The sequence below is a fragment of the Exobacillus caeni genome, from assembly GCF_005747095.1.
Classification (GTDB): Bacteria; Bacillota; Bacilli; order Bacillales; family Guptibacillaceae; genus Exobacillus; species Exobacillus caeni.
In genome coordinates this window covers 1-24,085 of the sequence record NZ_SWLG01000025.1, presented here as the reverse complement: position 1 = coordinate 24,085, position 24,085 = coordinate 1, and the positions used below count along the sequence as shown (strand labels likewise).

Below are 24,085 nucleotides of genomic sequence, written 5' to 3'. Positions count from 1 at the left end.
CCTCCTTATGAATTTGGCTATAATGTGCAGTATTCCACTTTTAAGATGCCGTTTGATTTGAAGCAGATACCATCATTTTCGGGTGCAAAATACAGTCATATTCATCTTCTCCTGACAAAGTTCGGTAACTTAATCCAATCAGCACTTTCTTCACATTGATCGTTTCATCTGAATGTTCGATCGTCACAAGATCTGGCTTTAATGCAAGCATGAACTGATTGTCTTGTCCGACTGCCCGATATGGAATAAGGCGAATCCTTTCTTCCCATGGTTGTGTACCCTCATTCTCACCTAACTTCGTATAGTCTTGAGCCATTTCTACTATTTCAGCCGGAAGCGCCGAAGCAAATTTCGAAACATCAAGTATCATTACAGGAAGCCGTGAAATAGGATCATGAAGCTGATTGCCGCTGTCTATTAAACCAGCAGCTTCCAAAGTGATTCCATCAACGTTGATTTTGACATTGGCAATTTGATCATAGTGAATTTTTCTTGCTTCCAGGTGGTCCAGGCGCTGTTTGGAAAAATACCAGATAATTGGAAACCCCAAAATAACGAACACCCAGCTTACCGGATCGCCGAACCCGGTTGAATGGGTGACAGCTACTCCCTGGATAATTTCAAAATCAGATTGTAGAAAATAATGGGTTCCCATTAATCCTCCGCCAACTAAAAAGGTTACAAGGTAAAACATCAGCCAGTTCTGAATAAAGTAGCGAAAACGATAATAACCGAAAGCTGACCATGCAATAGCTAATGAATAAACGAGCTTTGATGCAGGCAAAGTTAAGATCGATAATGTAGGGATGAACAAGAACAATACATAAAGCGAGGCAATGAAAGCTCCCAGCATGATTCTACGTTTCTTCATTCTGCGTTTAAGCAATAAACCGGTTAGCAGTAGTAAAAGGAAATCAAAACAGAAATTAAGAAACCAAATGACATCCAGGTAAACTGTCACTTGTTTTCTCCTTTCAAGAGAGATTTGTGTAAATTAGTATATATTAGATTCTATTTAAAAGGTGTCAGTTTATGCCGTTTCGATAGCTGTTATTTTGATTGATTACCACTAATTTTGTCATGGTTTTTCTCTACGGTAAGTGAAATTAATATGAGGGTTAAAAGTTTTCCTGAAATCGACTAGAGATAAAGGAAACATACAATATATTTTATTGGGTATTTACCTCTTTCTTCTATGTCAGTGTTCTTGAACAAGGTATAAGTTAAAACAATACAAAAAAACCAGCCTGCCCTTTTGTGGCAGACTGGCTTTATCTTTTAACGACGACGTTTTCTGTTGCGGTTTCTTAAGAATGTTGGAATATCAAGTGTTTCATTTGACTCCTGCACACCGGAACCGAACTTTGAAGAAGGTTCAGCAGGAGCTTCTTCACGTTGTTGCTGGGAAGGCGCTTGCTGTGATTGCTGCTTGCTTTGCATCGAAGGACGCGGTGCAGCTTTCTTTTTATTCTCGTTTTCGTCAAATCCTGTAGCAATTACCGTTACTAAAATTTCATCTTTCAATTCCTCATTGATCACGGAACCAAAAATCATGTTTACGTTCTCGTCGGAAGCAGAGGAAACGATATCTGCAGCTTCGTTTACTTCATAGAGGCTAAGGTTAGATCCACCTGTGATATTCATAAGAACCCCTCTTGCACCGTCGATCGACGTTTCTAACAGCGGGCTTGAAATGGCCTTCTTAGCCGCTTCAGAAGCACGATTTTCCCCAGTTGCAATTCCGATTCCCATTAATGCAGACCCTTTTTCCGTCATAATTGTTTTAACATCCGCAAAGTCAAGGTTGATTAGACCAGGAACTGCAATTAAATCGGAGATCCCCTGGACACCCTGGCGCAATACATTGTCCGCTTCCCTGAAAGCTTCTAGCATCGGTGTATTCTTATCAACCATTTCTAGCAATCTGTCATTCGGGATAACGATAAGCGTGTCCACTTTTTCTTTCAACGTTGCGATACCGCCGATTGCTTGTGTCGAACGTTTTCTTCCTTCAAAAGTAAATGGCTTCGTTACAACGCCAACAGTTAGGGCGCCAAGTTCTTTAGCGATTTCTGCGATGACAGGTGCGGCACCAGTTCCTGTTCCGCCGCCCATTCCGGCAGTGACAAACACCATATCGGCACCCTCGAGTGCCTCCTCAATTTGCTCTTTACTCTCTTCCGCTGCTTTTTTACCGATTTCAGGATTCGCCCCTGCACCAAGTCCTCTGGTTAACTTTCCGCCGATCTGCATTTTTGTTTCCGCTTTTGCAAGGTTAAGCGCCTGGGCATCGGTGTTAACTGCGATAAACTCTACGCCCTGAACGCCCTGTTCAATCATCCTGTTTACAGCATTGCTGCCGCCACCGCCGACACCAATGACTTTTATTTGTGCCAATTGCTCCATATTCATATCAAACTCTAACATCTTTTGGTCCTCCTAATCTAATAATTCCCTCGGTTTTTACTCTACGAAGAGATTAAAAAAGCTTTTAACTTTTTGTTTCATGCCAGTAGATTTTTCTCTTCTATCATCCTGTTCAGCTGCTGTTTTTTGCTTGCGTTTAGGCCTGGATTCCTCAAATTCATCCTCATAAACAGCTGCAGCCACTTCTTTCCCCTGGACCTTCACATTTTTGTAAGTAAACTGAATCAGCCCAACACCCGTGGTATACTGAGGTTCCCTAACACCGATGTAATCAGGTATAGCAACCCTAACACTCTGGCTTAGAACGTCTCTGGCAAGCTCAAGGACACCGTCCATGCCCGCGACTCCGCCAGTAAGGACAAAGCCGCCCGGAAGATCCCTCACTCCAAGCCGCTGAAGTTCTTCTGTCATCAATTCTAACATTTCTTCCAGTCTTGGTTCTATAATATGAGCTAATTCGAACTGATTGAATTCCTGATCTGAAGAGCTGCCGATTGTAGACACTGAAAATGTTTCTTCTTCAGACGCAAGATCGATGAACGCATGTCCATGTTTGATCTTAACTTGCTCAGCTTCTTCAGTTGTGGTTCGAAAGCCGATAGAGATATCCTTGGTTAAATGGTCTCCCCCGATAGGAAGAACAGATGTAGCCTGAAGCGCTCCCTCTTCAAATATAGAGATCGTCATTGAACCTGCGCCAATATCTACAAGGGCAACACCGAGATTTTTTTCATCCTTAGAAAGAGCAATTGAGCCGCTTGCAAGAGGCTGTAAGCAAATATCCGCTATCTCCAGTCCTGCTTTTTCAACACAGCGCAATAGATTATGTAAGATTGTTTTAGACCCTGTAATGATTGTTCCTTCCATTTCAAGCCTCACACCGATCATTCCGCGCGGATCAGTGATTCCGTCCAATCCATCGACGATAAATTGCCCTGGTATTACATCGATGATTTCTCTCTCCGGTGGAATCGACAATACCTGAGCAGCATCAATTACCCGAGCCACATCAAGGTCGCCAATTTCACGATCTTCGTTGGAAACAGCTACTACCCCATGACAGGGCTGAAGCTGTACATGGTTGCCGTTAACCCCCACAATTACTGACCGTATCGTTATACCTACCATTCTTTCCGCGTTCTCTACTGCCTTTTTAATCGAACGAACAGTTTCATCTATATCAACAATTGATCCCTTTTTTATTCCCTCGGACGGCGCACTGCCGACACCCAGAATATTCAAAGAACCATTCGCCATTTCGCCAATGATTACTTTTACATTGGATGTACCGATGTCTAGACTTACGTAAATTTCATTGCTGTTCATTCCCTGGCACCTCCTTCAATTCATTCATTTTTGTTTATTTCGAAAATACTTCCTAAATGCAGACAACGTTTTACATTTACTTCCTACACTCTATTAAACTATTTGAAAAGTAAAAAAGAAAGCAAAAAATTGCGTTGTCCAAAAGTTTTTTATATTAAGTCCCTTAATAAAGATTGCAAATAGGTTTTAACCCTCATCCGATTCCTATGGAAGGTGCAAATTTTTAAAAAGTCTGATTTTTCGACATAAGGACTCTATTCCACATTCAAAAGCATTTCCCTCTTTTTTTCAAAGATTTTCTTTACTTTTCTTTTTTGTCATCCATTTTTGCAGCATTAATCTTCTGATTACCGCAATGTTGTTAAAAAGTCTAACTCCAAACGCAAAAATAGCTGCTAAATACAAGTCTACACCAAGATGTACGCCTAGAAAAGCCAACCCTGCCGCAAGAAGAATGTTAAAGAAAAAACCTGAAACAAATACAGCCTGTTCGAAAGTATCCTGCAAATGGGCGCGGAGTCCCCCAAACAATGTATCAAGTGCAGCAAGAACCGCGATCGAGAGATAATTCGTATACTCTTCCGGAACCCGTAATTCGGTTAAAAGCCCCAAAAGAATTCCAATAAGCAATCCGACTAAAGGTAACCACATACTATGAATCCTCTCCCGCTTTCTTCATAAACTTTACCGGAATATGCTGCTCGTAAGCTGGTAAAGTAAGTTTATCTTTTATTTCCGGATCCAATGTAAGGCCAAGGTTTTCTTTAGCGAAATCATCCATCGCCTGTGAAGCAGCCATCTTTGCATGCATTTTTTCAGGATCATCAGATATAATATTAATTTCGACCGGAAGGGGAGGCAACGGCCGGTTATTAATATACGTCTTGCCGTTTACTTCTCTGACAGCAGTGTTGGTTACGATACGCTGGTCTGCTATGCTTATCGCCTCTGCATCGTAAAGATTGATCTCATTCAAAAGTCTCATGAGTAAATCATCAGTAACGTATCCTATCGGTTCTCCAAGCAGAGCTTCACTAAATAATGGTTCGATTGTCATCACGATTCCTTGACCGCTCACTTTGGTTAATCCTGCTTCTTTCTTTAAAGATTTAAGCTCGAGCTGCATTGTTTTCATCCGCTCTTTGTCCTGTTTGCTGACATATTCGTTCAACAGGGATTCGTAGCTTTGAATCTCATAAAGCAATTCCTGCTGGGTTATTTTCTCTTTCTCGATATCTTCTCTGAGCTCCCAAATATCCCTCGTGTCCCGTGCAGCTGGTTTCCTGGTTGTTTGAAACTGTATCGCTATCATAAAACCGACAAGGAAAGCGACCATTGTAAAAACAAGTTTTCTTCTTGTAATCACTTTTCATCACCCTTCCCGGCTCAAATAAGGCTTCATAACAATTTTATCCTGTTTTTCGATTTTCACATCTATTCCGGCAGTTATAAGCTGGTCTTTCGTATTCCCGGCAAGGTTCAATGCAGAATCCAGCATCTCCGGATCACCGATCGCAGATATTTCAAAAGGCGCAAAATGCTGGTTCCCATCCACCTCAACCACCGGCCCGATGCACAAAATATATGAATCATGGAAAACTCTTTGTCCATTGATTGAAATAGCTTCCGCTCCGGTAATGAGCAATTCAAACATAACTCTCCGGATATCCTGCTCGTGGACAATGTAATTATTTGGATTATCGTCTTCCGGGACATAAGAAGCATCAGAAAGCGTTACCTTTACTCCCGGCCCTTCTACAGGAACATCGCCGACAACCATCCGCAGCCTGTCCAGATCTTCCACAAGGTTATATGTGATTTGCTCATCTTTAGAAAGCTCTTTTTCAACCGTACTTACTTTTTCTTGTACTTTTTGCAATTGCTTTTGCAGCTTTCTGTTTTCTTTTTGCTCATTGATCAATTTGTCTCTAAGTAAATTTTCCTTCTCCCATTTTGTCTCTGATTTTTGTTCCGGCATCGATTCGAGTGTGAATTGATAAGAAAAGGCGATCATGAAACCTGTGATAAGCAAAATGAAAGAAAGGATGACGTGCCTATCCTTCTTCATCTTCTTTCTGTTCCTCTCCCCTTGTTCCGTATTCAGTAAAATAGGAACTTTCGTTTAAATGGATAACTCCTTTTTTGTTTTTATCAAGTTTTTCTACGATAGCTGGATAAACACTTATCTTTTTTGAAAAGTTCCGTATCGAAGAATCGACTTCATATCCATCAGTCATGTATAACGTTAATTTCAATGGATGGTCTTTATCCGGTGTAAAATGGATTTCGGATATTCTGTTGATGATTCCCTGGGGCACCTTTCGCAGCTCCGCGGCCATTTCCTGTAACTGGACGCTTTCGTCCCAATCTACAAGGAGCGGGGCGTTTACAGGCACCTCCGATGAGGAAAGTGCATCTAAAATATCTCCGTTCTGGATGATAGGGAAAAATTTGGTCCCTTTTTTTAAATAAGCAACCCGATCAAACTCTTCCACTTTTATCGCTACCCTATTGGGCCATTTTTTATTTACAGCTGCTGACGCTATTTTCTTTGATTCTTCTATTCTATCAGCCGCCTGGCTTTCATTTACATTCCAATAACTATCTTCTGATGATATCGAACTCCACTTTATGATCTGTTTGTCAGAGACAAAATTATTTCCTTCAACGGTAATCGTTTTGACATTGCTGAGTGAAGATTGAAAATAGATGACCAAAAGTATCAACACAAAAAAAATGGATAAATAGAAAATCAACCTTCTATTCGTTCGCTGTTTTCTCTGTTCTTTTAATTTGGGAATTCGATCTTCTATTGTTACAACCTTGCGATCATTCATTACTTTTGCCCCCGTCGTATTAAAACTATGCCGCATGCCTGCACTTTCTATAACAAGCGGTTTTACAGCACTTATGATTATTGATGTGTGAGGGTTCACTACATACAAGGTCAGAGTAAATACGAAAACGGCATTGTTTCATGCCGTTATTCCATTAAGCTATCAGATAATTTGATACTTCTTTTTTCTATAGCTTCTCCATCTTCATTATAGCATAATTTCTAGAAGAAAAATCCAGTCAGTTTTGATAAAAAGTGATTTTTAAACTGGTTGGCAACATGATGTCCAAACGACGCAAAACAATAGAAAAATAATAAGAGTTTGAGCTGGCACAATATCCCCAATGCACGCTATCCTTTTCAGCTTTCTACGATCTCGACTTCTGTATGCATGTCAACTCCATATTTATTCTTGATCGTTTCTTTGACAAAGTCGATAATGGTGATCACATCTTTAGCACTTGCATTTTCAACATTCACTATAAAATTAGCATGCTTTTCAGAGATCTTTGCTCCTCCGACTCGATAACCTTTCAAACCGGATCTTTCGATTAAATGGCCAGCATGTTCAGGCAACGGGTTGCGGAACACGCTGCCACAGCATGGTTCTGTCCAAGGCTGTGTTTCTGAACGATACTCTTTGTACTTTTGCATCTCTCCTACAATTTTATCCCTATCGCCTTCTTTTAGTTGGAAAACAGCTTCAACTACTATACCGGGCTTTTTTTGCAAAATCGATGTTCGGTAAGAAAAAACCATCTCTTTATTTGTAAGCCATTTTAAAGTACCGTCTTCAAATAGAATCAGTGCCTTTTTCAAGATAGTTGCGATGTCAGAGCCGTGTGCTCCTGCATTCATAAAAACTGCGCCTCCAACTGACCCCGGGATACCTCCCGCAAATTCAAAACCTGACAGTCCTTTCTTGCTTATCAAGGTGACTAGCTTGATTAAAGAATAGCCACCTCCTACCCGAAGTTCATTGCCATTCAGCACCATATGGTCCATTCCTTTACTCAGCTTAATGACAATTCCATCGATTCCTGTATCTTTTACTAAAAGATTAGATCCCCTTCCTATCGCTCGCCATTTAATCCCCGACTCATTCACCAGCTCTATTACCTTTTTTAGCGATCCGGTATCTTTAGGTTCAATAAGCAGTTCTGCTGGACCGCCGATTCTTATCGTCGTATGTTTGGCCATAGGTTCGTTCCTTCTGATTCTTCCAAGACCTTCCTGTTCCATCTTGTCTTGAAGTAAACTCAGTTTATCCATCGTTTCCTCCTTACGACTCTGGCACGTTCTCTTTCCTATTATTTTATGATACTAATCTTAATTCGGTCAAAAGCATCCCGGTCATACTATCAGAGAATAAATAAACCCTGCGATAAGCCGTTTTAAAGGCTCTTTACAGGGTTGGTCTTGCTATATGATTTAATACCGTGCATAACGGCTGATATTCAACAAGACGCCGATAGAAACCAGCATCAGAGTGAGCGATGAGCCGCCGTAACTCAATAAAGGAAGCGTGATACCTGTTACCGGCATCAGTCCAGTAACAACGCCTATATTGATGATGACTTGTATTGCAAGCATTCCGATGATACCGATCGCAAGCAAACTTCCAAAAAGGTCCGGGGCTGCAAGCGCAATTCGGATTCCCCTCCATAGAAGCAAGGCAAATAACAGGATTACAAAAGTCCCACCTATGAAGCCAAGTTCTTCAGAGATGATTGCAAAAATAAAATCTGTCTGTGGTTCAGGCAAGTAATAAAACTTTTGCCTGCTTTGCCCCAAACCAAGTCCCATCAATCCACCGGGACCGATCGCATACAATGATTGGATTATCTGGAACCCGCTTCCTAACGGGTCGCTCCACGGATCAAGGAAAGATGTGATCCTTTTAATCCGGTAGGGAGCGGAGAGAATCAGTCCAGCGAATCCTGCCACCCCCAACAGGCCAAGTCCGACAAAGTGAGAAAGTCGAGCTCCAGCAACATAAATCATAACCACACAGGTTCCGACCATCACGGCGCCGGTTCCCAGGTCCGGTTGAAGCATGATCATTCCGAATGCCAAAAACACGATTGCCAGCGAGGGAAAGAGCCCCTGCTTAAACGATGTGATCTTTTTCTGGTTTTCCGATAAAAATTTTGCGAGAAACGCGATCATAGCCATTTTCATAAACTCAGAAGGCTGAATGGAAAAAGCGCCTATTCCAAGCCAGCTTCTTGCCCCTCCGCGAACCAGCCCAACTCCAGGGATCAACACAATGATCAACAGCAAAAAACAGATCAATAATATTACCTTTGACCAGGTACGCCATGTCCAGTATTCGATGTTCATCACCACGAACATCGCTGCGACACCAAGTCCTGCAAAAAGCATCTGACGCTTTGCAAAAAAGAAAGCATCATCGAATTTGTAGGTGGCCCATACAGCACTTGCACTGTAAACCATAATTAAACCCACTGCTAACAGTCCTAACGTTGCGGCTATTAAAACCAGGTCAGGAGTAGACTTTGATTTTGGCAATGTGGAAACACCTCGATTATCTCGAATTTACACGTCCCATTAAAATTCGCGTTCAGGCGAATCACCTGAGGATTGAAACGTGAACGAGCATGAACAACCTCTATTAAAGTTTATGCACACTATCGATAAAGATGTCCCCTCTTTGTTCAAATGTTTTATATTGATCCCAGCTTGCACAAGCGGGCGATAGCAATACAACATCTCCAGATTCTGATAATCGATAGGCTGCCGGGACGGCTTCTTCCACATTATCGACAAGTTCGATAGAATTAATGCCGGCTTTTTCAGCTGTGTTTTTTATTTTTTGAGCAGTTTGTCCGAAAGCTACAACCGCTTTAACCCTTCCTTGCATCACCGGGATTAAATCATCAAAGTCGTTTCCCCTGTCCAGCCCTCCAGCAAGAAGGATCACCGGCGCTTCAAAAGAAGCAACCGCCTTCTGGGTAGCAAGTGAATTGGTCGCTTTTGAATCATTATAAAAATTGCGCCCGTTTACTTCTGAAACAAACTGCAATCGGTGCTTAACACCGGTAAACGTCTTTAGAACACTTGTTATGTGTTCGTTATGTACCTCAAGCAACTTACAAACCGATACAGCAGCAAGGATATTTTCCCTGTGGTGGCTGCCTGGCAATACAATTTCACTCGTGTGGATTATCGGTTCCCCCCGAAATTTAACTATATCGTTTTCAATGTACGCTCCCTCTTCCACTACATTAACCGTAGAAAAAGGCACAATTGTAGCCTCTGTTTTTTCAGCAAGTTTCATCACGAGCTTGTCATCTGCGTTCACTACGGCAAAGTCTTCTTTTGTTTGATTGCGAAAGATCTTAGCCTTTGCGTTTGCATAGTTTTCTTTCGTGCCGTGGTAATCAAGGTGCGCATCATATATATTCAGCAACACAGAGATAAAAGGTTTAAACGTTCTTGTCCCCTGTAATTGAAAGCTTGATAGCTCTGTGACGAGTGTATTCGAAGAAGTAGCTTCCGCTGCCACTTCAGTCACTGCAGTTCCGATGTTTCCGGCAACTATCGGGTGCTTATCTGTTGTTTTAAGCATCTCACCTATAAGAGTGGTCGTCGTCGTTTTACCGTTCGATCCGGTAATAGCAACAAACCTTGCTTCAGAAATCATTCCTGCTATCTCTACTTCTGTTACGACAGGAATCGAACGTTCAATCGCCTTTTGAATGATCGGGTTTGAATATGGAATACCGGGATTCTTCACAACCATATCTAACTTTTCATGAACTAAATCCAGCGGGTGGTCTCCACAAACAACCTTGAACCCTTCCTTAACAAGCTGTTTTGCCCTTTCGTTCTCTTCAAGCGGTGTTTGATCATTGACCGTGACATGCGCCCCCATATCCCGTAGCAAATGGGAAGCTGCAAATCCGCTTCTGGCGATACCTAAGACCAACACCTGTTTATTAGCAAATGTTTCTTTATTCCTCATGTTACATCCACACCTCTAAGTAAATTCCCAGCGCTGCAAACAGCAGGCCGACGGTCCAGAATGTTACGACTACTCGCCATTCTGTCCAACCTGATAGTTCATAATGGTGATGAAGAGGGCTCATTTTAAATACCCGTTTCCCTGTTGTCTTAAACGAGATTACTTGAATAATGACAGAAAGGGTTTCTATAACGAATACTCCGCCTATTATAATCAAAATGATTTCCATTTTCGTTAAAATCGCAATTGCAGCGAGCGCCCCGCCTAGTGCAAGAGACCCGGTGTCACCCATAAATACTTTTGCAGGATGTGCGTTAAATACAAGAAAACCAAGAACTGCCCCAACTACACTGACTGAAAAAATCGCTACATCGAACTGATATGTGTTCCACGCCAGTACAGCAAAAGCACCAAAAGCAATCGCGGCTGTTCCGGCTACGAGTCCGTCAAGTCCATCTGTAAGGTTTACAGCATTGGAAGTACCAACCAGCATGATAAAAATTAGAATAATATAGCCCCAACCAAGTTCAAAATCGAGCGATGTGCCCGGGATGGATAGGGAAGTGTCAAATCCAAGCTTTTGAAGGCTGTAAAAGAAGATTACAGCAATCACTATCTGGCCAAGAAGCTTTTGCTTAGAAGTCAATCCAAGGTTTCGTTTCATTACCACTTTAATAAAATCATCCAGGAATCCTATTAAACCATAGCCTATCGTTACTAAAAACAGCAGGTATATATTTGGGGTTAAATTTGCGAACTTAAGCGCAATGATCAACGTACCCAGCAATAATGAAAGTAAAATAATAATGCCGCCCATCGTTGGTGTACCGGATTTTTTCTGATGGGACTTCGGGCCTTCTTCCCGTATACTCTGGCCAAACTTTAGCCGTCGTAAAAAAGGAATAAATATAGGTGATACGAGTACAGCTATTATAAATGATGTTAAAAGTGTGAAGATTAATACGCGTTCAAGCAATGTCCTGCCTCCTTTTCATTAGTTTGTTACTTGCTTGATGATCGTTTCGAGCTCCAATCCTCTGGAAGCTTTAAACAGAACGGCTGTATCGTTGCCAAGCTCGGATTTTAACGCTTCTGCCGCTTTGTTTTTATCGATAAAGGACAGCACAGGGACATCCTGCTTGCTTTTTTCATTCAATCCATCCGCAATCCATTTTCCTTTTTCTCCTACGGTGATAACCTTTGTTATCGAAGGGGAAACCGCATCTGCTATATTCCTGTGTAAGATGACTTCATTTTCTCCAAGTTCATACATATCTCCTAATACAGCAATTTTTTTGCTATAGCCCTCCAGACTTGAAAGTGTCTCTAGTGCCGCCTTCATAGAGGTGGGGCTTGCGTTATAAGCGTCATTGATCAGTAGAGAACCGTTAATTCCCTCAAACCTTTCCAATCTCATATTCGTTAACTTCAGGGACGACAATCCCTGTTTGATATTTGCATTAGTAACCCCAAGCCTTTTGGCCGCAACGATGCTGTAGACGCTGTTTTTAACATTATGTTTGCCAAGAAGAGGCAGCGCATACTCTTCGTTAGCAGGTTCAATAACAAAGGAGCTTCCCTCGTTTCCTGACTTTACATCGGTAATTCGGTAGTCACAGGTGTTACTGTAACCGCAGCCTAAAGCGCCACTCTCCAATAAAGGCATAAGCAACGGTTCATCGCCGTCAACGATAACCGTTCCGTTTTCTTTTAAACCATCGATAATCTCCATTTTGGCTTTCGCGATATTCTCCCTTGTTTTTAGCTGCTCAAGATGTGACTCTCCGATATTTGTGATGATCGCAAGGTCTGGCGTTGCGAGTTTAGATAAAAACGAGATTTCACCGAGTCCGCTCATTCCCATTTCTAAGATCAATACTTCGGTTGTTTTCGGCATGCTCAAAATCGTCAACGGCATCCCCCAGTGGTTATTGAAGTTCCCCTGGGTCTTGAATGTTTCAAAAGTATTCGAAAGAACAGCTTCTAACATGTCTTTGACAGTTGTTTTACCGTTGCTTCCAGTTACGCCTATCACCTTAGGAGAAACTTCTTTTAAATATTCTACTGAAAGATCCTGTAGTGCCTCCGTTGTATCTTCTACAAGGAAAAAAGGAATTTTGTACTTCACACTTGCTGGGATCGGTTTGTCCTTTTGCCACAAAGAACCCGCGGCTCCATTTTCAACTGCCTGTTCAATGAATTGATGGCCGTCAAACCGTTCTCCAATGATAGGAATAAACAGGCTTTGGTCCATCTCTTTTCTCGAATCAGTAACGACAGCTGCAAATGCAAGTTTCTTTTCAGCAGGCTTTCCTGTTATCTTCAAACTTACTCTTTTTATTAGATCGGCTTTTATTTTCACTTTAATCTCTCCCTAATCGCCTCACGCGCCACCTGGCGGTCATCAAAATCGTACACGTTGCTTCCAATGATTTGATAGGTTTCATGTCCTTTTCCGGCAATTAAGATGACATCACCGCTTTGCGCCTGATTTACCGCATATCGAATCGCTTCACGGCGTTCTTCGATCTTGGTGTACGGTCCTTTGGCCCCCGCTTCCATATCTTCTAAAATTTGTGAAGGATCTTCGCTTCGCGGATTGTCAGAAGTGAAGATCGCATAATCGGAGTACTTTGTCGCGATGTTAGCCATCAAAGGACGTTTTGTTCTGTCCCGGTCTCCTCCACAGCCTGTAATCGAATAAATCTCCCCATCTGCAAATTCCTTTATCGTTTTCAAGACGTTTTCAAGACTGTCTGGTGTATGAGCATAATCGACAATGACAGGGAAGTCCTGTCCTTCGTTTACAAGCTCAAATCTTCCCGGGACCCCTTCTACCTTCTTCAGGCTTGCTAAAATATCATCAAGGGCAATCCCGGAAACCATGCAAGCTCCTACTGCCGCAAGTGCATTATAGACACTAAACTTACCAACAAGCTGGAGGTTCACCGGAACTTTTTTATCTGGTGTAACAAGATCGAACCTTGTCCCATCTGCCGTAAATGTAATATTTTCAGCTTTAAGGTCCGCATCTCCCTCGATACCATAGGTAAGAACGTGTGCCGCAGTTGCTTTTTCATAATGTTTGGAAGCAGGATCATCTATATTTAAAACGGCCACTTTTCTTCTGTTTCTATCATATGTATTACCTAATTGGGAAAAAAGAAGCTCTTTTGCATGCCGGTAGTCGTCCATCGTCTGATGATAATCTAGATGGTCCTGTGTTAAATTTGTAAATACCGCCACATCAAAATCACAGCCTCTTGTCCGCCCGAGTGATAATGCGTGAGAAGAAACTTCCATTACAGCAGTATCCACTTTCGCATCACGCATTTTTGCAAACTGTTGCTGGAGCAGCAAGGATTCTGGTGTCGTGTTCTTCGTTTCAAACACTTCATCACCAATTTTCATATTGATTGTTCCGATCAACCCGGTCAGCAGCAGTTGATCTTTAAATACTTTTTCAATCAGATGTGTAACCGTTGTTTTACCGTTCGTCCCGGTCACACCTATTAAACGGAAAGCTTTCGTCGGATTGTCATAAAAAACCCCTGCGATTTCCGCTAATGCACGGTGCGTGTCCTTGACTATGATGACAGGAACAGGCAAATCCATATCTCTTTCTGATATGACCGCTGCAGCTCCCTTTCCGACCGCCTGCGGGGCAAAATCATGTCCATCGACAGTGTACCCTTCCATGCAAACAAACAGGCTTCCCTCTACCACTTTTCGTGAATCCATCTCCACGTGGATGATGTCAGGATTTCCTTGCCCGACTTTTTTGTAGAGTAGAAGTCCATCAAGTACTTCAGTTAATTTCATGTCTTTAATCCTCTCTCAACTTATTTCTCGCTTTATTACAAATCATTCTAATTCACGCTTGCTTTAGCACATTGTTCCAAACAAATGTGCCTTTCAGTAAAAGAAGCCAAGAGCTTCCGCCCTGGCTGCAAGTTAGCACACAAGTATATTTTAAGCTTACTGTACTTATTTGTCACCTAAATAAAGCCTGATCGTCGACCCAGCCTTCACTTTAATTCCAGGTTCGGGCTGTTGTTCCACCACGTAATCTCCCTCACCCGCAGCATCGATCTTAAGGTTGTAAAGAGATTCTCTTATTTCTTTTTTAGAACGGCCTACAAGATCAGGAACTTGAATCACTTCTTCATCCAACCAGGTCTTTTCTTTTTCAATTTGATCTTTACGCCTCTCAACGCCCATCGATTGGAGACTGTCATGAATAATGTTACCAACGATAGGTGCAGCTACTATCCCCCCGAATTGAAGCGTTCCTTTCGGATTGTCTATCGCTACATAAACGACGATCTGCGGGTCATCAGCCGGAGCAAAACCGATAAAGGAAACGATATGGTTGTTTTTCAGGTAAGCGCCGTTTTTGGCTTTCTGCGCCGTACCTGTCTTACCGCCGACACGGTAGCCATCAACAAATGCGTTCTTTCCGGTTCCCTGTGCAACCACACTTTCCAGGGCGTATCGAACCTTCTCAGATGTTTCCTTCGATATGACTTGTTTTTTTAGCTTTGGAGTGTTCTTACTCACAATTTGCTTTGTCTCCGGATCCACCCATTCTTTTGCAATATATGGTTCGTAAAGGTACCCCCCGTTTATTGCTGCCGATACTGCTGTTACCTGTTGGATCGGGGTGACAGAAACCCCCTGGCCAAAAGCGGTTGTAGCCAGTTCTAGAGGACCGACCTTTTTAAGATCGAATAAAATTCCTGTAGCTTCACCGTTCAGGTCGATGCCTGTTTTCTTCCCAAAACCAAAATCTTTGATATAAGAGAACAGCTTCTCTTTTCCAAGTCGTTCCCCCAGCATAACAAATCCCGGGTTGCAGGAGTTTTGAACTCCTTCCAGAAACGACTGGCTGCCGTGCCCGCCTTTTTTCCAGCAGCGCAATTTATGACCCGCAACCTCGATGTATCCTGGATCATGAAAATGGTCGGTTTCAAGGTTTACCTTATTTTCCTCGATCGCTGCGGCAAGGGTTATAATTTTAAATGTCGAACCCGGTTCGTAAGTGCTCCAAACCGGCTTGTTCTGGTTCCAAACATCAGGGGCTACATCTTTAAAATTTTCGGGATTAAAATCCGGCCTGCTTGCCATTCCGAGCACTTCACCTGTGTTTGGATCCATCGCAACCGCTACTGCTCCATCAGGATTATACGTTGCTTCTGCGATATCGAGCTCCCGTTCTATTATCGTTTGGACTTTGGAATCGATCGTCAGCTTCAGGTCAAGTCCATCCTCAGGGGGTGTGTAATCATCTGCAAGGGACGGCATTCGCTTTCCTTTGGCATCTGCGTAATATTCAACCTGTCCTTTTTCACCGCTGAGCTGTTTATCGTAGTAAAGCTCAAGACCGGTTAAACCCTGATTGTCAATCCCGCTAAAACCGAGGACATGGGATAAATAACTGCCGAATGGATAGTGCCGTTTGTTGTCTTCTGCTATGTAGACCCCGGCGATTTCCAGTTTGCGAACCTCATTTGCCTTTTCGTTCGTCATCTTTTTTCCTTCCGGCTTGATCCAGACACTTGATTCTTTTGAAGTAATCATACGATAAACATTTTCTTTAGACATATTCAATACAGCGGCAAGCTTTTCTGCATCTTCAGCAGGGTTTTTTATTTGTCTTGGTACAACCAGAACTGAAGGAGCACTTATTGTTGTTGCAAGCGCGACACCGTTTCGGTCCAGAATATCTCCTCTTTTTGCCTCAAACGGAATATTTCTGCTCCAGGAATCTTTTGCTTTCCCACTTAGCCAGTCACCCATATAAAGCTGTACATAGCCTAACCTGACAACAATAACTGCAAAAATAAGCAATCCGATAACAAGTGTTAAAACAAGCCGTCTTCGTACTGTTACGTTAGAAACGCGCACGGGACATACCCTCCCTATTCAATGCTCGTTTCACTATATGCTTGTACGAAAGACAATAGAACACCGCTAATCGGTTACAGTTATTTCATCATCTGCCCCTTCGCTTCCAGACTCTTCATTTTCTTCATCCTGTCCCCCGCCCTGTTCACTCTCACTGTTATTCGGAGGATTCAATTGGACGACTAAATAGTCTTCCTCTTTTACTGTTGCTCCAGGGTCTATGCCCTGTTTGGTTACAAAACCTTCCCCCATCACATTCGGCTTGAGGTCCATGACATCAACCACTTTTAACACATCTGCAAGCGACCAGGATGTAAGATCTGGCATTTTTGCCTCTCCATCTGTCTTTAGAACTATCCTTTCACCCGAAAGGACTGAGGATCCAGCATAAGGGGCCTGTCCTTTTACCGTAGAGCCATTCCCCAATACAACAACTTCAAAACCTTTATCCTTTAACGTTTTTTCAGCTTGTTTACTATCTTCACCAGTAAAATCTTTAAGCTCAACGCCGACCTCTTTCTTTTCCTTATTTTCAGGAGTTTTCTCCTCCTGGGGCTCAATATTAAGATATTGCAAACTGTTTTTCATAACACTTTTAAAAACCTGGGACACCGGGGCGCTCCCGGCTTCAGGAAATTCAACATTCGGGCGGTCGACCGCAACATAAACGATCAGCTTGGGGTTATCTTTAGGTGCAAAACCAAGGAAAGAAAAAATGTTTTTCCCCCAACCGCTCATGTAGCCGCCGCTATCGGATATTTGTGCCGTACCTGTTTTCCCTGCAATATCGTAGCCCGGTATTTGGTAGGGCGTACCAGTTCCTTCTGTTACGACTGTTTCAAGAATATCCAATGTATGTGCTGCTGTCTCTTTAGAGATCGGTGTTCCTGCCTGTTTTGGTTCATGATTCTGCTCGATTTTTTTTGAATTAGGGTTCACGATTTTTTCAACCACATAGGGGCGCATCATTTTACCGCCGTTTGCGATCGCTGTAGCTGCCTGTATCTGTTGTATCGGTGTAATTGCTGTTCCCTGACCGAATGCAGTGGTGATTTTTTCTGATTCCCATTGAAATCTAATCCGGCTGTTAGCTTCTCCCGGCAGGTCGATCCCTGTCTTTTCATCCAATCCAAACTTGTGAAGGTACTGTTTGAAACGGTCAAAACCAAGCTTTTCTTTTGCCAGAATGGAAAAAGCTACGTTAGAGGATTTTTGCACTCCTTCGTCAAACGTGATTTTCCCCCATCCTGCTCCACCGTTATGGTCTTTAATCGGCCTTACTCCATCCTGGTATTTATAGGTACCGGATTGATATTTTTCATTCCCGTTGTAAACCCCTTCCTCTATTGCTGCAGCAAGGGTGAATATTTTCATTGTAGAACCCGGTTCGTAGGAAGATGAAATCGCATAGTTTGTAAAATTTTCCACATTTCGCTTATTAGGATCAAACGAAGGGCGGTTACTCATGGCAAGTATTCTTCCTGTTTTTGGATCTGCGACAATTCCGATCATACGTTCAGGGCTGTATTTCTTATTCGCTTCTGACATCGCCTGCTCGAGATAAAGTTGAATATTCTGGTCAATCGTTAGCTGAACATCATATCCTTTTTTGGGCGGGTCGATGACTTTATCTGGATCCGGAAGTTCAAAACCTCTCCGATCCCCCTGGTAAGTGACCGTTCCATTCTGTTCCGTTAAATACTTATTAAGATCCTTTTCCAGACCCATAACACCTTTTTGCTTACCTGTTTCTTTATCTTCGTTTGTAAATCCGATTATGTGGGAGGCAAACAACCCATTCGGGTAATACCTTTTTTTACTTTCAATAAAATTGATTCCAGGCAAGTCCAGTTCTTCGATTTTTTCCTTTTCTGAAAGGGAGAGGTTTCTCCCGACGTTACCGAATTCTACCTGAAACCTGCCTTCTGAACTTAAGATCCTCTTCAAGTCGGTTTCCGACATATCCAGGATCGGCGCTAACTTTTGGGCAGTTTTCGCTACGTCCTTTACATGATCAGGATATTTCTTGTCCAGTATTGCTATCACTGTATAGGCCGGAATATCTTCTGCCAGAACCTTTTTGCCTGTTCGATCAACTATCGATCCCCTATCAGCTTCGATGGTTCTGTTTCTCGTCCATTTTTCTTCTGCAAGGTTCTTTAGGTCAACAGGTTTCCCCTCTTCCCCTTTTACAGTCTGGGATGACTCAATCACAAAAAACCTTGCGATAAAAATAAAAAAGAGCAGGACAAATAGTAAAGATAAGATCACTGCTCCTCTATTGGTATGTGGATGTTTTGTTGTTTTCATTAAATTCACACTCTCTAAACTGTCTTTCTTTAATTACGAACAACCTGTACGTTCTTATCGCTGAAAGTCATGCCAAGCTTATCCTTAGCTACCTGCATGATCCGATCCGGAGAGCTAAGTTCCTTTACTGTGAAACTAAGTTCTTCGTTCGTTTTGGCGAATTGGTTTTGCTTCGCTTCGATTTTTTGTATTTCCGTGTTGGTATTATAGATGGAAGCATAATTAGAAACTACCATAATCGAGGCCATTAAGAAACAACAAGTTAATACGACCCACAATAATTTTTCTCCTCTTGTGACCCTAGAACGCGGAACGACGACTGTTTGCGGTTGTTGTTGTACCTTTTGCTTTTTTTCCTGCACTTGTTTTTGCTGAATTTTATACGCTAAATTACTCAACCTGTTTCCCCCTCACAAAAAGTTTAAAGTTATATGCACGTTTTATTTATTTCGTTCTGCGATTCGAAGCTTTGCAGAACGTGCTCTTCTATTTTCTTCCTGTTCTCTTTCTCCAGGCAATATCGGCTTTCTGGTTATCAGCTTCATCTTTGGCTGGTATTCATCCGGTATTATTGGAAGTCCTGGCGGTAAGTCAGGTCCTTTTGATGCTTCCTTCATTACCGTTTTGCATATTCGGTCTTCTAATGAGTGGAACGTGATCACACTGATTCGCCCCCCTGGATTTAACAAATCCATTCCTTCCTTCAGTGCTTCTTCAAACGCTCCAAGTTCATCGTTTACAGCGATCCGGATTGCCTGAAAAGTTCTTTTGGCAGGATGGCCGCCCGCTCTCCTGGCTGGAGCAGGAATCGCTTCTTTAATAATATCGACAAGCTCAAAAGTTGTTTCAATAGCTTTCTTCTCTCGATAAGACTCAATTTTCCGCGCGATTTGTTTAGAAAACTTCTCTTCACCGTATTTAAAGAAAATGGACACCAACTGGTTATAGTCCCAACTGTTTACGACTTCAAAAGCGCTTAATTCACCCTTCTGATCCATCCTCATATCCAGCGGTGCATCATGCTGGTAGCTGAATCCTCTCTCTGCTTCGTCCAATTGGGGAGAAGATACTCCGAGATCGAACAAAATTCCGTCTACACTGTTAACATCCCGCTTTTGCAGCTCTTCTTTTAAATATCTGAAATTAGATTTAATGACCGTAACCTTGCCTTCAAATTGTTTAAATGCTTCTTTTGCGTTCTCGATGGCCCAATCATCCTGGTCAAACGCGTACAAATGCCCGTTTTGAAGTTTTTGCAATATTAGCGAGCTGTGCCCACCACCTCCCAGAGTACAGTCTACATAGACGCCGTCAGGGTTGATGTTCAAGCCTTCAACTGCTTCTTCTCTTAGTACTGTTACATGTTCAAACATAGTTACTCCTTGTCCTTTTATTCATATTACGTGCTCTATTAGTATGGTTTTATAAGTCAAAATCCATAATGCTTTCTGCGATGTCTGCAAAAGATTCTTCTGATTGTGCAAAATATTCTTCCCAGATCGACTTGCTCCAGATTTCAATACGGTTCGATACACCGATCACGACACATTCCTTATCAAGTTCAGCATACTTCCTTAATGTGGGAACGATATTGACTCTGCCCTGCTTGTCCAGTTGGGACTCTGTTGCACCTGAAAAGAAAAAGCGGGTAAATGCCCTTGCGTCTTTTTTAGTAAAAGGGAGAGCTTTCATCTTTTCTTCTAACTGTTTCCATTCTTCCATCGGATAACCGAACACACACTGGTCCAGTCCCCGGGTGAGGACAAAGGATTCACCAAGTTCATCTCTAAATTTAGCGGGGATAATCATTCTTCCTTTTTCATCAATGTTGTGCTGATACTCCCCCATGAACATGGCATTTCCCCTCCTTCCCCACTTCCTAACTTAAAGTTACCACATCTCCCCACTTTTCACCACTTAATTTAGGAATTCGTTTAACAAAAAAAAAATCCTGCTGTTCAGCAGGATTTTTTTCATGGAATTTAATATTTTTTTAAAGAAATACGACATCATGGTTACCGTTAAACCGATAGTCAAGCTCCGTCAGCCGGTTTATTAAATCCGGGCCATAAAGGTTCATAAAGTAGAAAACATTCCACTTTCTCTCTTGAAGGGAACCCCCTGGATTCAACAGGTTGTGGGCATGATCGTATTTTTCAAGCTCAGGCCTATGTTTTTCCTCGATGGTTTTTTCCATCTTTCTTTTTAAATACTCGATTTGCTTAAAAATCAAGTCCAGGTTTTTTTCCGTCACCTTCTCTAAATTTCCATCAATATCAGTCGCAAGTTCGCTTAATCTTTTATGGCTGAGCTGTATCTCCCTTTTCACATCAGCAGCTTTCCCATTAATGTCCCAGTTGTTCTGCCGATCTAAAAAGCGCTTTCTGGCTTCTGATAGCCCGTTTTTCAAACAACTCTCCACATCATAGCCTCTTTCATCCATCCATTTCTCGGTCAAACGGTCTATCATAGTCAGGTTCAATCGTGGGACAACAGGAGGCATCCGGAAACCGAACAAATGAAAAGCTTTTTTCAACAGACCCCAATATGCAATTTCTCCGGGCCCGGCAATAAAAGCAAGGGTCGGCAACAGGTATTCCTGCATCAAAGGTCTTGTCACTACATTATTACTTAGAAGTTCCGGTCGATCGTTTGCTGCTTTTATTAGCTCTTCTTGTGATAGGATGCATTCATTTTGCTTACCTTTGAATGCTCCTTCTCCATTTCGCTCAAGCAAAATTCGTTCTCCGTTAAGATGGTAAAAAAGATTAGCCTGCCGATCATCAACATCTACCGAGACAGAGTATCCTTCTTCCTGCAGTTTTTCACTCTGAGTAACAACCGCACTGTTGAGCTCTTCGTTGCTTTTTATAAGCTGTTCAAAAAATGCGGCTTCGATCGATCGGAGATCACTGTCACCTGAGTCCATGACCACTAATCCCTGGTCCTTAAATAATCGGAGGAGGGTCAACGCAAAAAAATCAACAAATGTACGGGCAGTTTCTGCTTCCTTATAAAGATCTGCCAGAAGCCCGTTCGTGTATGCCGTTTCTCCGAAATGCCTGAAAACTTCATCGAGCCACTCCACGACCGCACCAGTATCCATTTCCATTTCAGTAACAGGATTTTTAAACATTTGTTTTTGGGCCAGCGTTATTTTTTTCTCTGTCCCTTCCCGATAACCATAGACATGGTTTATTTCCTGAAAATCATGGTCTTCTCCTGCAATCCAAAAAACAGGCACTACCGGAACACCCAATTCTTTTTCCTGCTGTTTTGCCAGTACGATTATCGAGATACACTTGTGGATCGTATACAGCGGTCCAGTTAACAGGCCGGCCTGCTGCCCTCCTACAACAACAACACTTTCAGGCTTCTTTAACTTATTTATATTTTCAAGGGTTTGATTTCCAGCATTTAATTTTCGATTATATGCTAACAAATGCTCGGCAAGTTTTGCTCTTGGGAATTCTCGCTCTCTCAGTTCCTTCACTCTTTCCTGAAACTCACTTTGTTGATATGTATAATCGAAAAAAGTGGATAACTTATCTGGATTTTCAATATATGTTTGTGTAAACGTATTGGAAGACGGAAGGGAAATTTCCAATTTATCCATTATATTTCTTCCTTTCTGAAGAGACCGCTTTTAAGCGTAAATAAATTTATTATAAGGTGCTTCTATGTACCTCTGTAAGTATAGCAAACTTATCCTTCCCTCCCAAAAAAATCTGCTTTCTAAACCTATACTTCAAGGATTCTTTGCGCGAGCCCGATGATTAGAAGCATAAAGTATCCCAGCATGAACACTATAAAATTAAAGCGCCACGCTCCCTTTATTATTTTCGTAAAATGGATTTCTTCCCGGTACTTGTAGTGAACAATCGTAAAAATGGCCCCTGCTCCCAGGATAAACAGAACAATTAACCAGAGGACCGACCGCCCCCAGATTTCATAGATCATAAAATGAACTGCTGCTATGAACAGAAGTGTAGACAAGTCGACCGCTAAACGAAACGAAGCCTTTTTACGCCGTGTTAACTGGTAACTGATCATATAGACTACCAGCCATGCTGCAAGCGGCATTGTTACGATAGTAGCAATCACCGAAGCAAAGAAACCTTCCATCACTTTTCCCCCCTTACTCAAAGCCTTTCATCCGTTTTAGGCCTTTCCAACTTGTTCCATTCCACTAACGCTCTTGTAGACAAAATCGTTATATGGCACCGGAATATTGTTTTCATTTCCTTTTTCAACAAGGAAACCATTTATCGCTTCGATTTCGGTTTTTCTATTATTCTCAATATCTGTCAGCATCGATGAACGGTTTTGTTCTGTATATTTACAAACAGCCACCACTTCATCCCACATTTCTCTTTCATCCAGATGTAAGAGAAATGTTGCTTCTTTTACGATTTTTTTCATCAGATTTTGAAAGTGGTCATTGTAGAGCAGTTCTCCGTTCGGAACTTTAAAAATTGCTGTTAATGGATTTATCGCACAGTTTACTACTAATTTTCTTGAAAGCATCTCATGCCAGTTATCCTTGATCTCAATAGGAAATCCTTTGTTATGTAAAGTTGCTGTCCAACGATGAAGGTCGCTTTGACCAGTAACAAGACTTATTTTCGTTTTCCCGAACCCTGTTTGCACTATTTCATGATCTGACATCCTTTTTGCACCATGTTCTACTACACCGGCTACAATCGCATGCCAACCGTTCTCTTTGAACCCCTTTACATGCCCCATTCCGTTTTGGAGATACAAAAGGGTTGATTCCGGTTTTTTCACACTTTTAAGATAAGGCGAAAGGTCTTCTAATTGATATTGCTTTACAGCAATTATTAACAGTTCATGTTCCCTGATTTGTTCTATCGGAAAAGCTTCTACATGATACTTCTCGACGCTTCCGCCCCTGTGAAAAACAAGCCCTTCTCCCGTTAGCTTCATGGCCTGTTCTGCTCTTTTTGTATAGATTGTCACCATATGTCCTGCCCGTTTTAAGTAAGAGGCAAATAATAAACCGATCGCTCCGCCGCCCACTATACCTACATCCATTTTATATCCCCATTTCTCTTTCGCTGTTTCATTCACTTACATTAAGTATAGTCTTGTTATCAATTCCGGAAAAGCATCCTTGCCCTTTTTCCTTTTAAAGAGTTCTGCTTGCATATGGAGCTTTCCTGCCTTTATAAAAGCAAAAAGAGGCTGGGACAAAAGTATTTTAGCCAAAGGAAAATCCGAACTTTGATTCAAAATTCTTTAATCAGAATTTAAATCAGTTCGGATTTTTC

The 24,085-nt window shown here is 42.1% G+C and carries 21 protein-coding genes; all 21 read right to left on the bottom strand.

Annotated features, from left to right (window positions below; translation table 11 throughout):
* Positions 1-40 precede the first annotated feature (40 nt).
* The gene (spoIIGA, locus tag FCL54_RS21420; RefSeq protein ID WP_138129231.1) at positions 41-961 is read right to left on the bottom strand and encodes a sigma-E processing peptidase SpoIIGA; all 921 of its coding nucleotides are present in this window, start codon (positions 959-961) and stop codon (positions 41-43) included.
* 317 nt (positions 962-1,278) lie between these two features.
* Entirely contained in the window at positions 1,279-2,427 is a 1,149-nt protein-coding gene (gene ftsZ / locus FCL54_RS21415) for a cell division protein FtsZ (RefSeq protein WP_138129230.1), read from the bottom strand.
* A gap of 36 nt (positions 2,428-2,463) precedes the next feature.
* Complete coding sequence (gene ftsA / locus FCL54_RS21410) at positions 2,464-3,753, bottom strand: cell division protein FtsA (RefSeq protein WP_138129229.1); 1,290 nt, start codon at positions 3,751-3,753, stop codon at positions 2,464-2,466.
* 288 nt (positions 3,754-4,041) lie between these two features.
* On the bottom strand, positions 4,042-4,404 hold the full coding sequence (locus tag FCL54_RS21405) for a small basic family protein (RefSeq protein WP_138129228.1): 363 nt from the start codon (positions 4,402-4,404) through the stop codon (positions 4,042-4,044).
* A gap of 1 nt (position 4,405) precedes the next feature.
* On the bottom strand, positions 4,406-5,119 hold the full coding sequence (locus FCL54_RS21400; RefSeq protein ID WP_138129227.1) for a DUF881 domain-containing protein: 714 nt from the start codon (positions 5,117-5,119) through the stop codon (positions 4,406-4,408).
* Positions 5,120-5,125: 6 nt separating this feature from the next.
* Positions 5,126-5,821 carry a DUF881 domain-containing protein gene (locus tag FCL54_RS21395; RefSeq protein ID WP_138129226.1) on the bottom strand — a complete coding sequence of 232 codons (696 nt, stop codon included), beginning with the start codon at positions 5,819-5,821 and terminating at the stop codon, positions 5,126-5,128.
* The gene (locus FCL54_RS21390; protein WP_138129225.1) at positions 5,808-6,590 is read right to left on the bottom strand and encodes a cell division protein FtsQ/DivIB; all 783 of its coding nucleotides are present in this window, start codon (positions 6,588-6,590) and stop codon (positions 5,808-5,810) included. The genes FCL54_RS21395 and FCL54_RS21390 overlap by 14 nt, the downstream gene beginning before the upstream one ends.
* Before the next feature lie 359 nt (positions 6,591-6,949).
* A complete protein-coding gene (gene murB, locus FCL54_RS21385) occupies positions 6,950-7,861 on the bottom strand; it encodes a UDP-N-acetylmuramate dehydrogenase (RefSeq protein WP_138129224.1) in 912 nt (303 codons plus the stop codon).
* A 159-nt stretch (positions 7,862-8,020) separates the two neighbouring features.
* Complete coding sequence (gene spoVE, locus FCL54_RS21380) at positions 8,021-9,121, bottom strand: stage V sporulation protein E (RefSeq protein WP_138129223.1); 1,101 nt, start codon at positions 9,119-9,121, stop codon at positions 8,021-8,023.
* 103 nt (positions 9,122-9,224) lie between these two features.
* A complete protein-coding gene (gene murD, locus FCL54_RS21375; RefSeq protein WP_138129222.1) occupies positions 9,225-10,577 on the bottom strand; it encodes a UDP-N-acetylmuramoyl-L-alanine--D-glutamate ligase in 1,353 nt (450 codons plus the stop codon).
* Between the two features lies 1 nt (position 10,578).
* Positions 10,579-11,553, bottom strand: a complete 975-nt coding sequence (gene mraY, locus FCL54_RS21370) for a phospho-N-acetylmuramoyl-pentapeptide-transferase (protein ID WP_138129221.1) — start codon at positions 11,551-11,553, stop codon at positions 10,579-10,581.
* 18 nt (positions 11,554-11,571) lie between these two features.
* Entirely contained in the window at positions 11,572-12,939 is a 1,368-nt protein-coding gene (locus FCL54_RS21365; RefSeq protein ID WP_138129220.1) for a UDP-N-acetylmuramoyl-tripeptide--D-alanyl-D-alanine ligase, read from the bottom strand.
* A complete protein-coding gene (locus FCL54_RS21360) occupies positions 12,936-14,399 on the bottom strand; it encodes a UDP-N-acetylmuramoyl-L-alanyl-D-glutamate--2,6-diaminopimelate ligase (protein WP_138129219.1) in 1,464 nt (487 codons plus the stop codon). Before FCL54_RS21360 ends, FCL54_RS21365 begins: the two co-directional genes overlap by 4 nt.
* Positions 14,400-14,564: 165 nt before the next feature.
* Positions 14,565-16,484: a stage V sporulation protein D gene (locus FCL54_RS21355; protein WP_138129218.1), complete on the bottom strand. Its 1,920-nt coding sequence runs from the start codon at positions 16,482-16,484 to the stop codon at positions 14,565-14,567.
* 66 nt (positions 16,485-16,550) lie between these two features.
* On the bottom strand, positions 16,551-18,794 hold the full coding sequence (locus FCL54_RS21350) for a penicillin-binding protein (RefSeq protein ID WP_138129217.1): 2,244 nt from the start codon (positions 18,792-18,794) through the stop codon (positions 16,551-16,553).
* 29 nt (positions 18,795-18,823) lie between these two features.
* Positions 18,824-19,192, bottom strand: a complete 369-nt coding sequence (ftsL, locus tag FCL54_RS21345; protein ID WP_138129216.1) for a cell division protein FtsL — start codon at positions 19,190-19,192, stop codon at positions 18,824-18,826.
* A gap of 42 nt (positions 19,193-19,234) precedes the next feature.
* Positions 19,235-20,167 (bottom strand): 16S rRNA (cytosine(1402)-N(4))-methyltransferase RsmH, encoded by a 933-nt coding sequence (rsmH, locus tag FCL54_RS21340; protein ID WP_138129215.1) that lies wholly within the window; start codon positions 20,165-20,167, stop codon positions 19,235-19,237.
* Between the two features lie 49 nt (positions 20,168-20,216).
* Positions 20,217-20,648, bottom strand: coding sequence for a division/cell wall cluster transcriptional repressor MraZ (gene mraZ, locus FCL54_RS21335; protein WP_138129214.1), 432 nt, complete (start codon positions 20,646-20,648; stop codon positions 20,217-20,219).
* Positions 20,649-20,787: 139 nt separating this feature from the next.
* Positions 20,788-22,410, bottom strand: coding sequence for a bacillithiol biosynthesis cysteine-adding enzyme BshC (gene bshC, locus FCL54_RS21330; protein ID WP_138129213.1), 1,623 nt, complete (start codon positions 22,408-22,410; stop codon positions 20,788-20,790).
* A gap of 125 nt (positions 22,411-22,535) precedes the next feature.
* Positions 22,536-22,919: a DUF3397 domain-containing protein gene (locus FCL54_RS21325; protein WP_138129212.1), complete on the bottom strand. Its 384-nt coding sequence runs from the start codon at positions 22,917-22,919 to the stop codon at positions 22,536-22,538.
* Between the two features lie 36 nt (positions 22,920-22,955).
* Positions 22,956-23,849 carry a 2-dehydropantoate 2-reductase gene (locus FCL54_RS21320; RefSeq protein ID WP_171016961.1) on the bottom strand — a complete coding sequence of 298 codons (894 nt, stop codon included), beginning with the start codon at positions 23,847-23,849 and terminating at the stop codon, positions 22,956-22,958.
* Between the last annotated feature and the right edge of the window lie 236 nt (positions 23,850-24,085).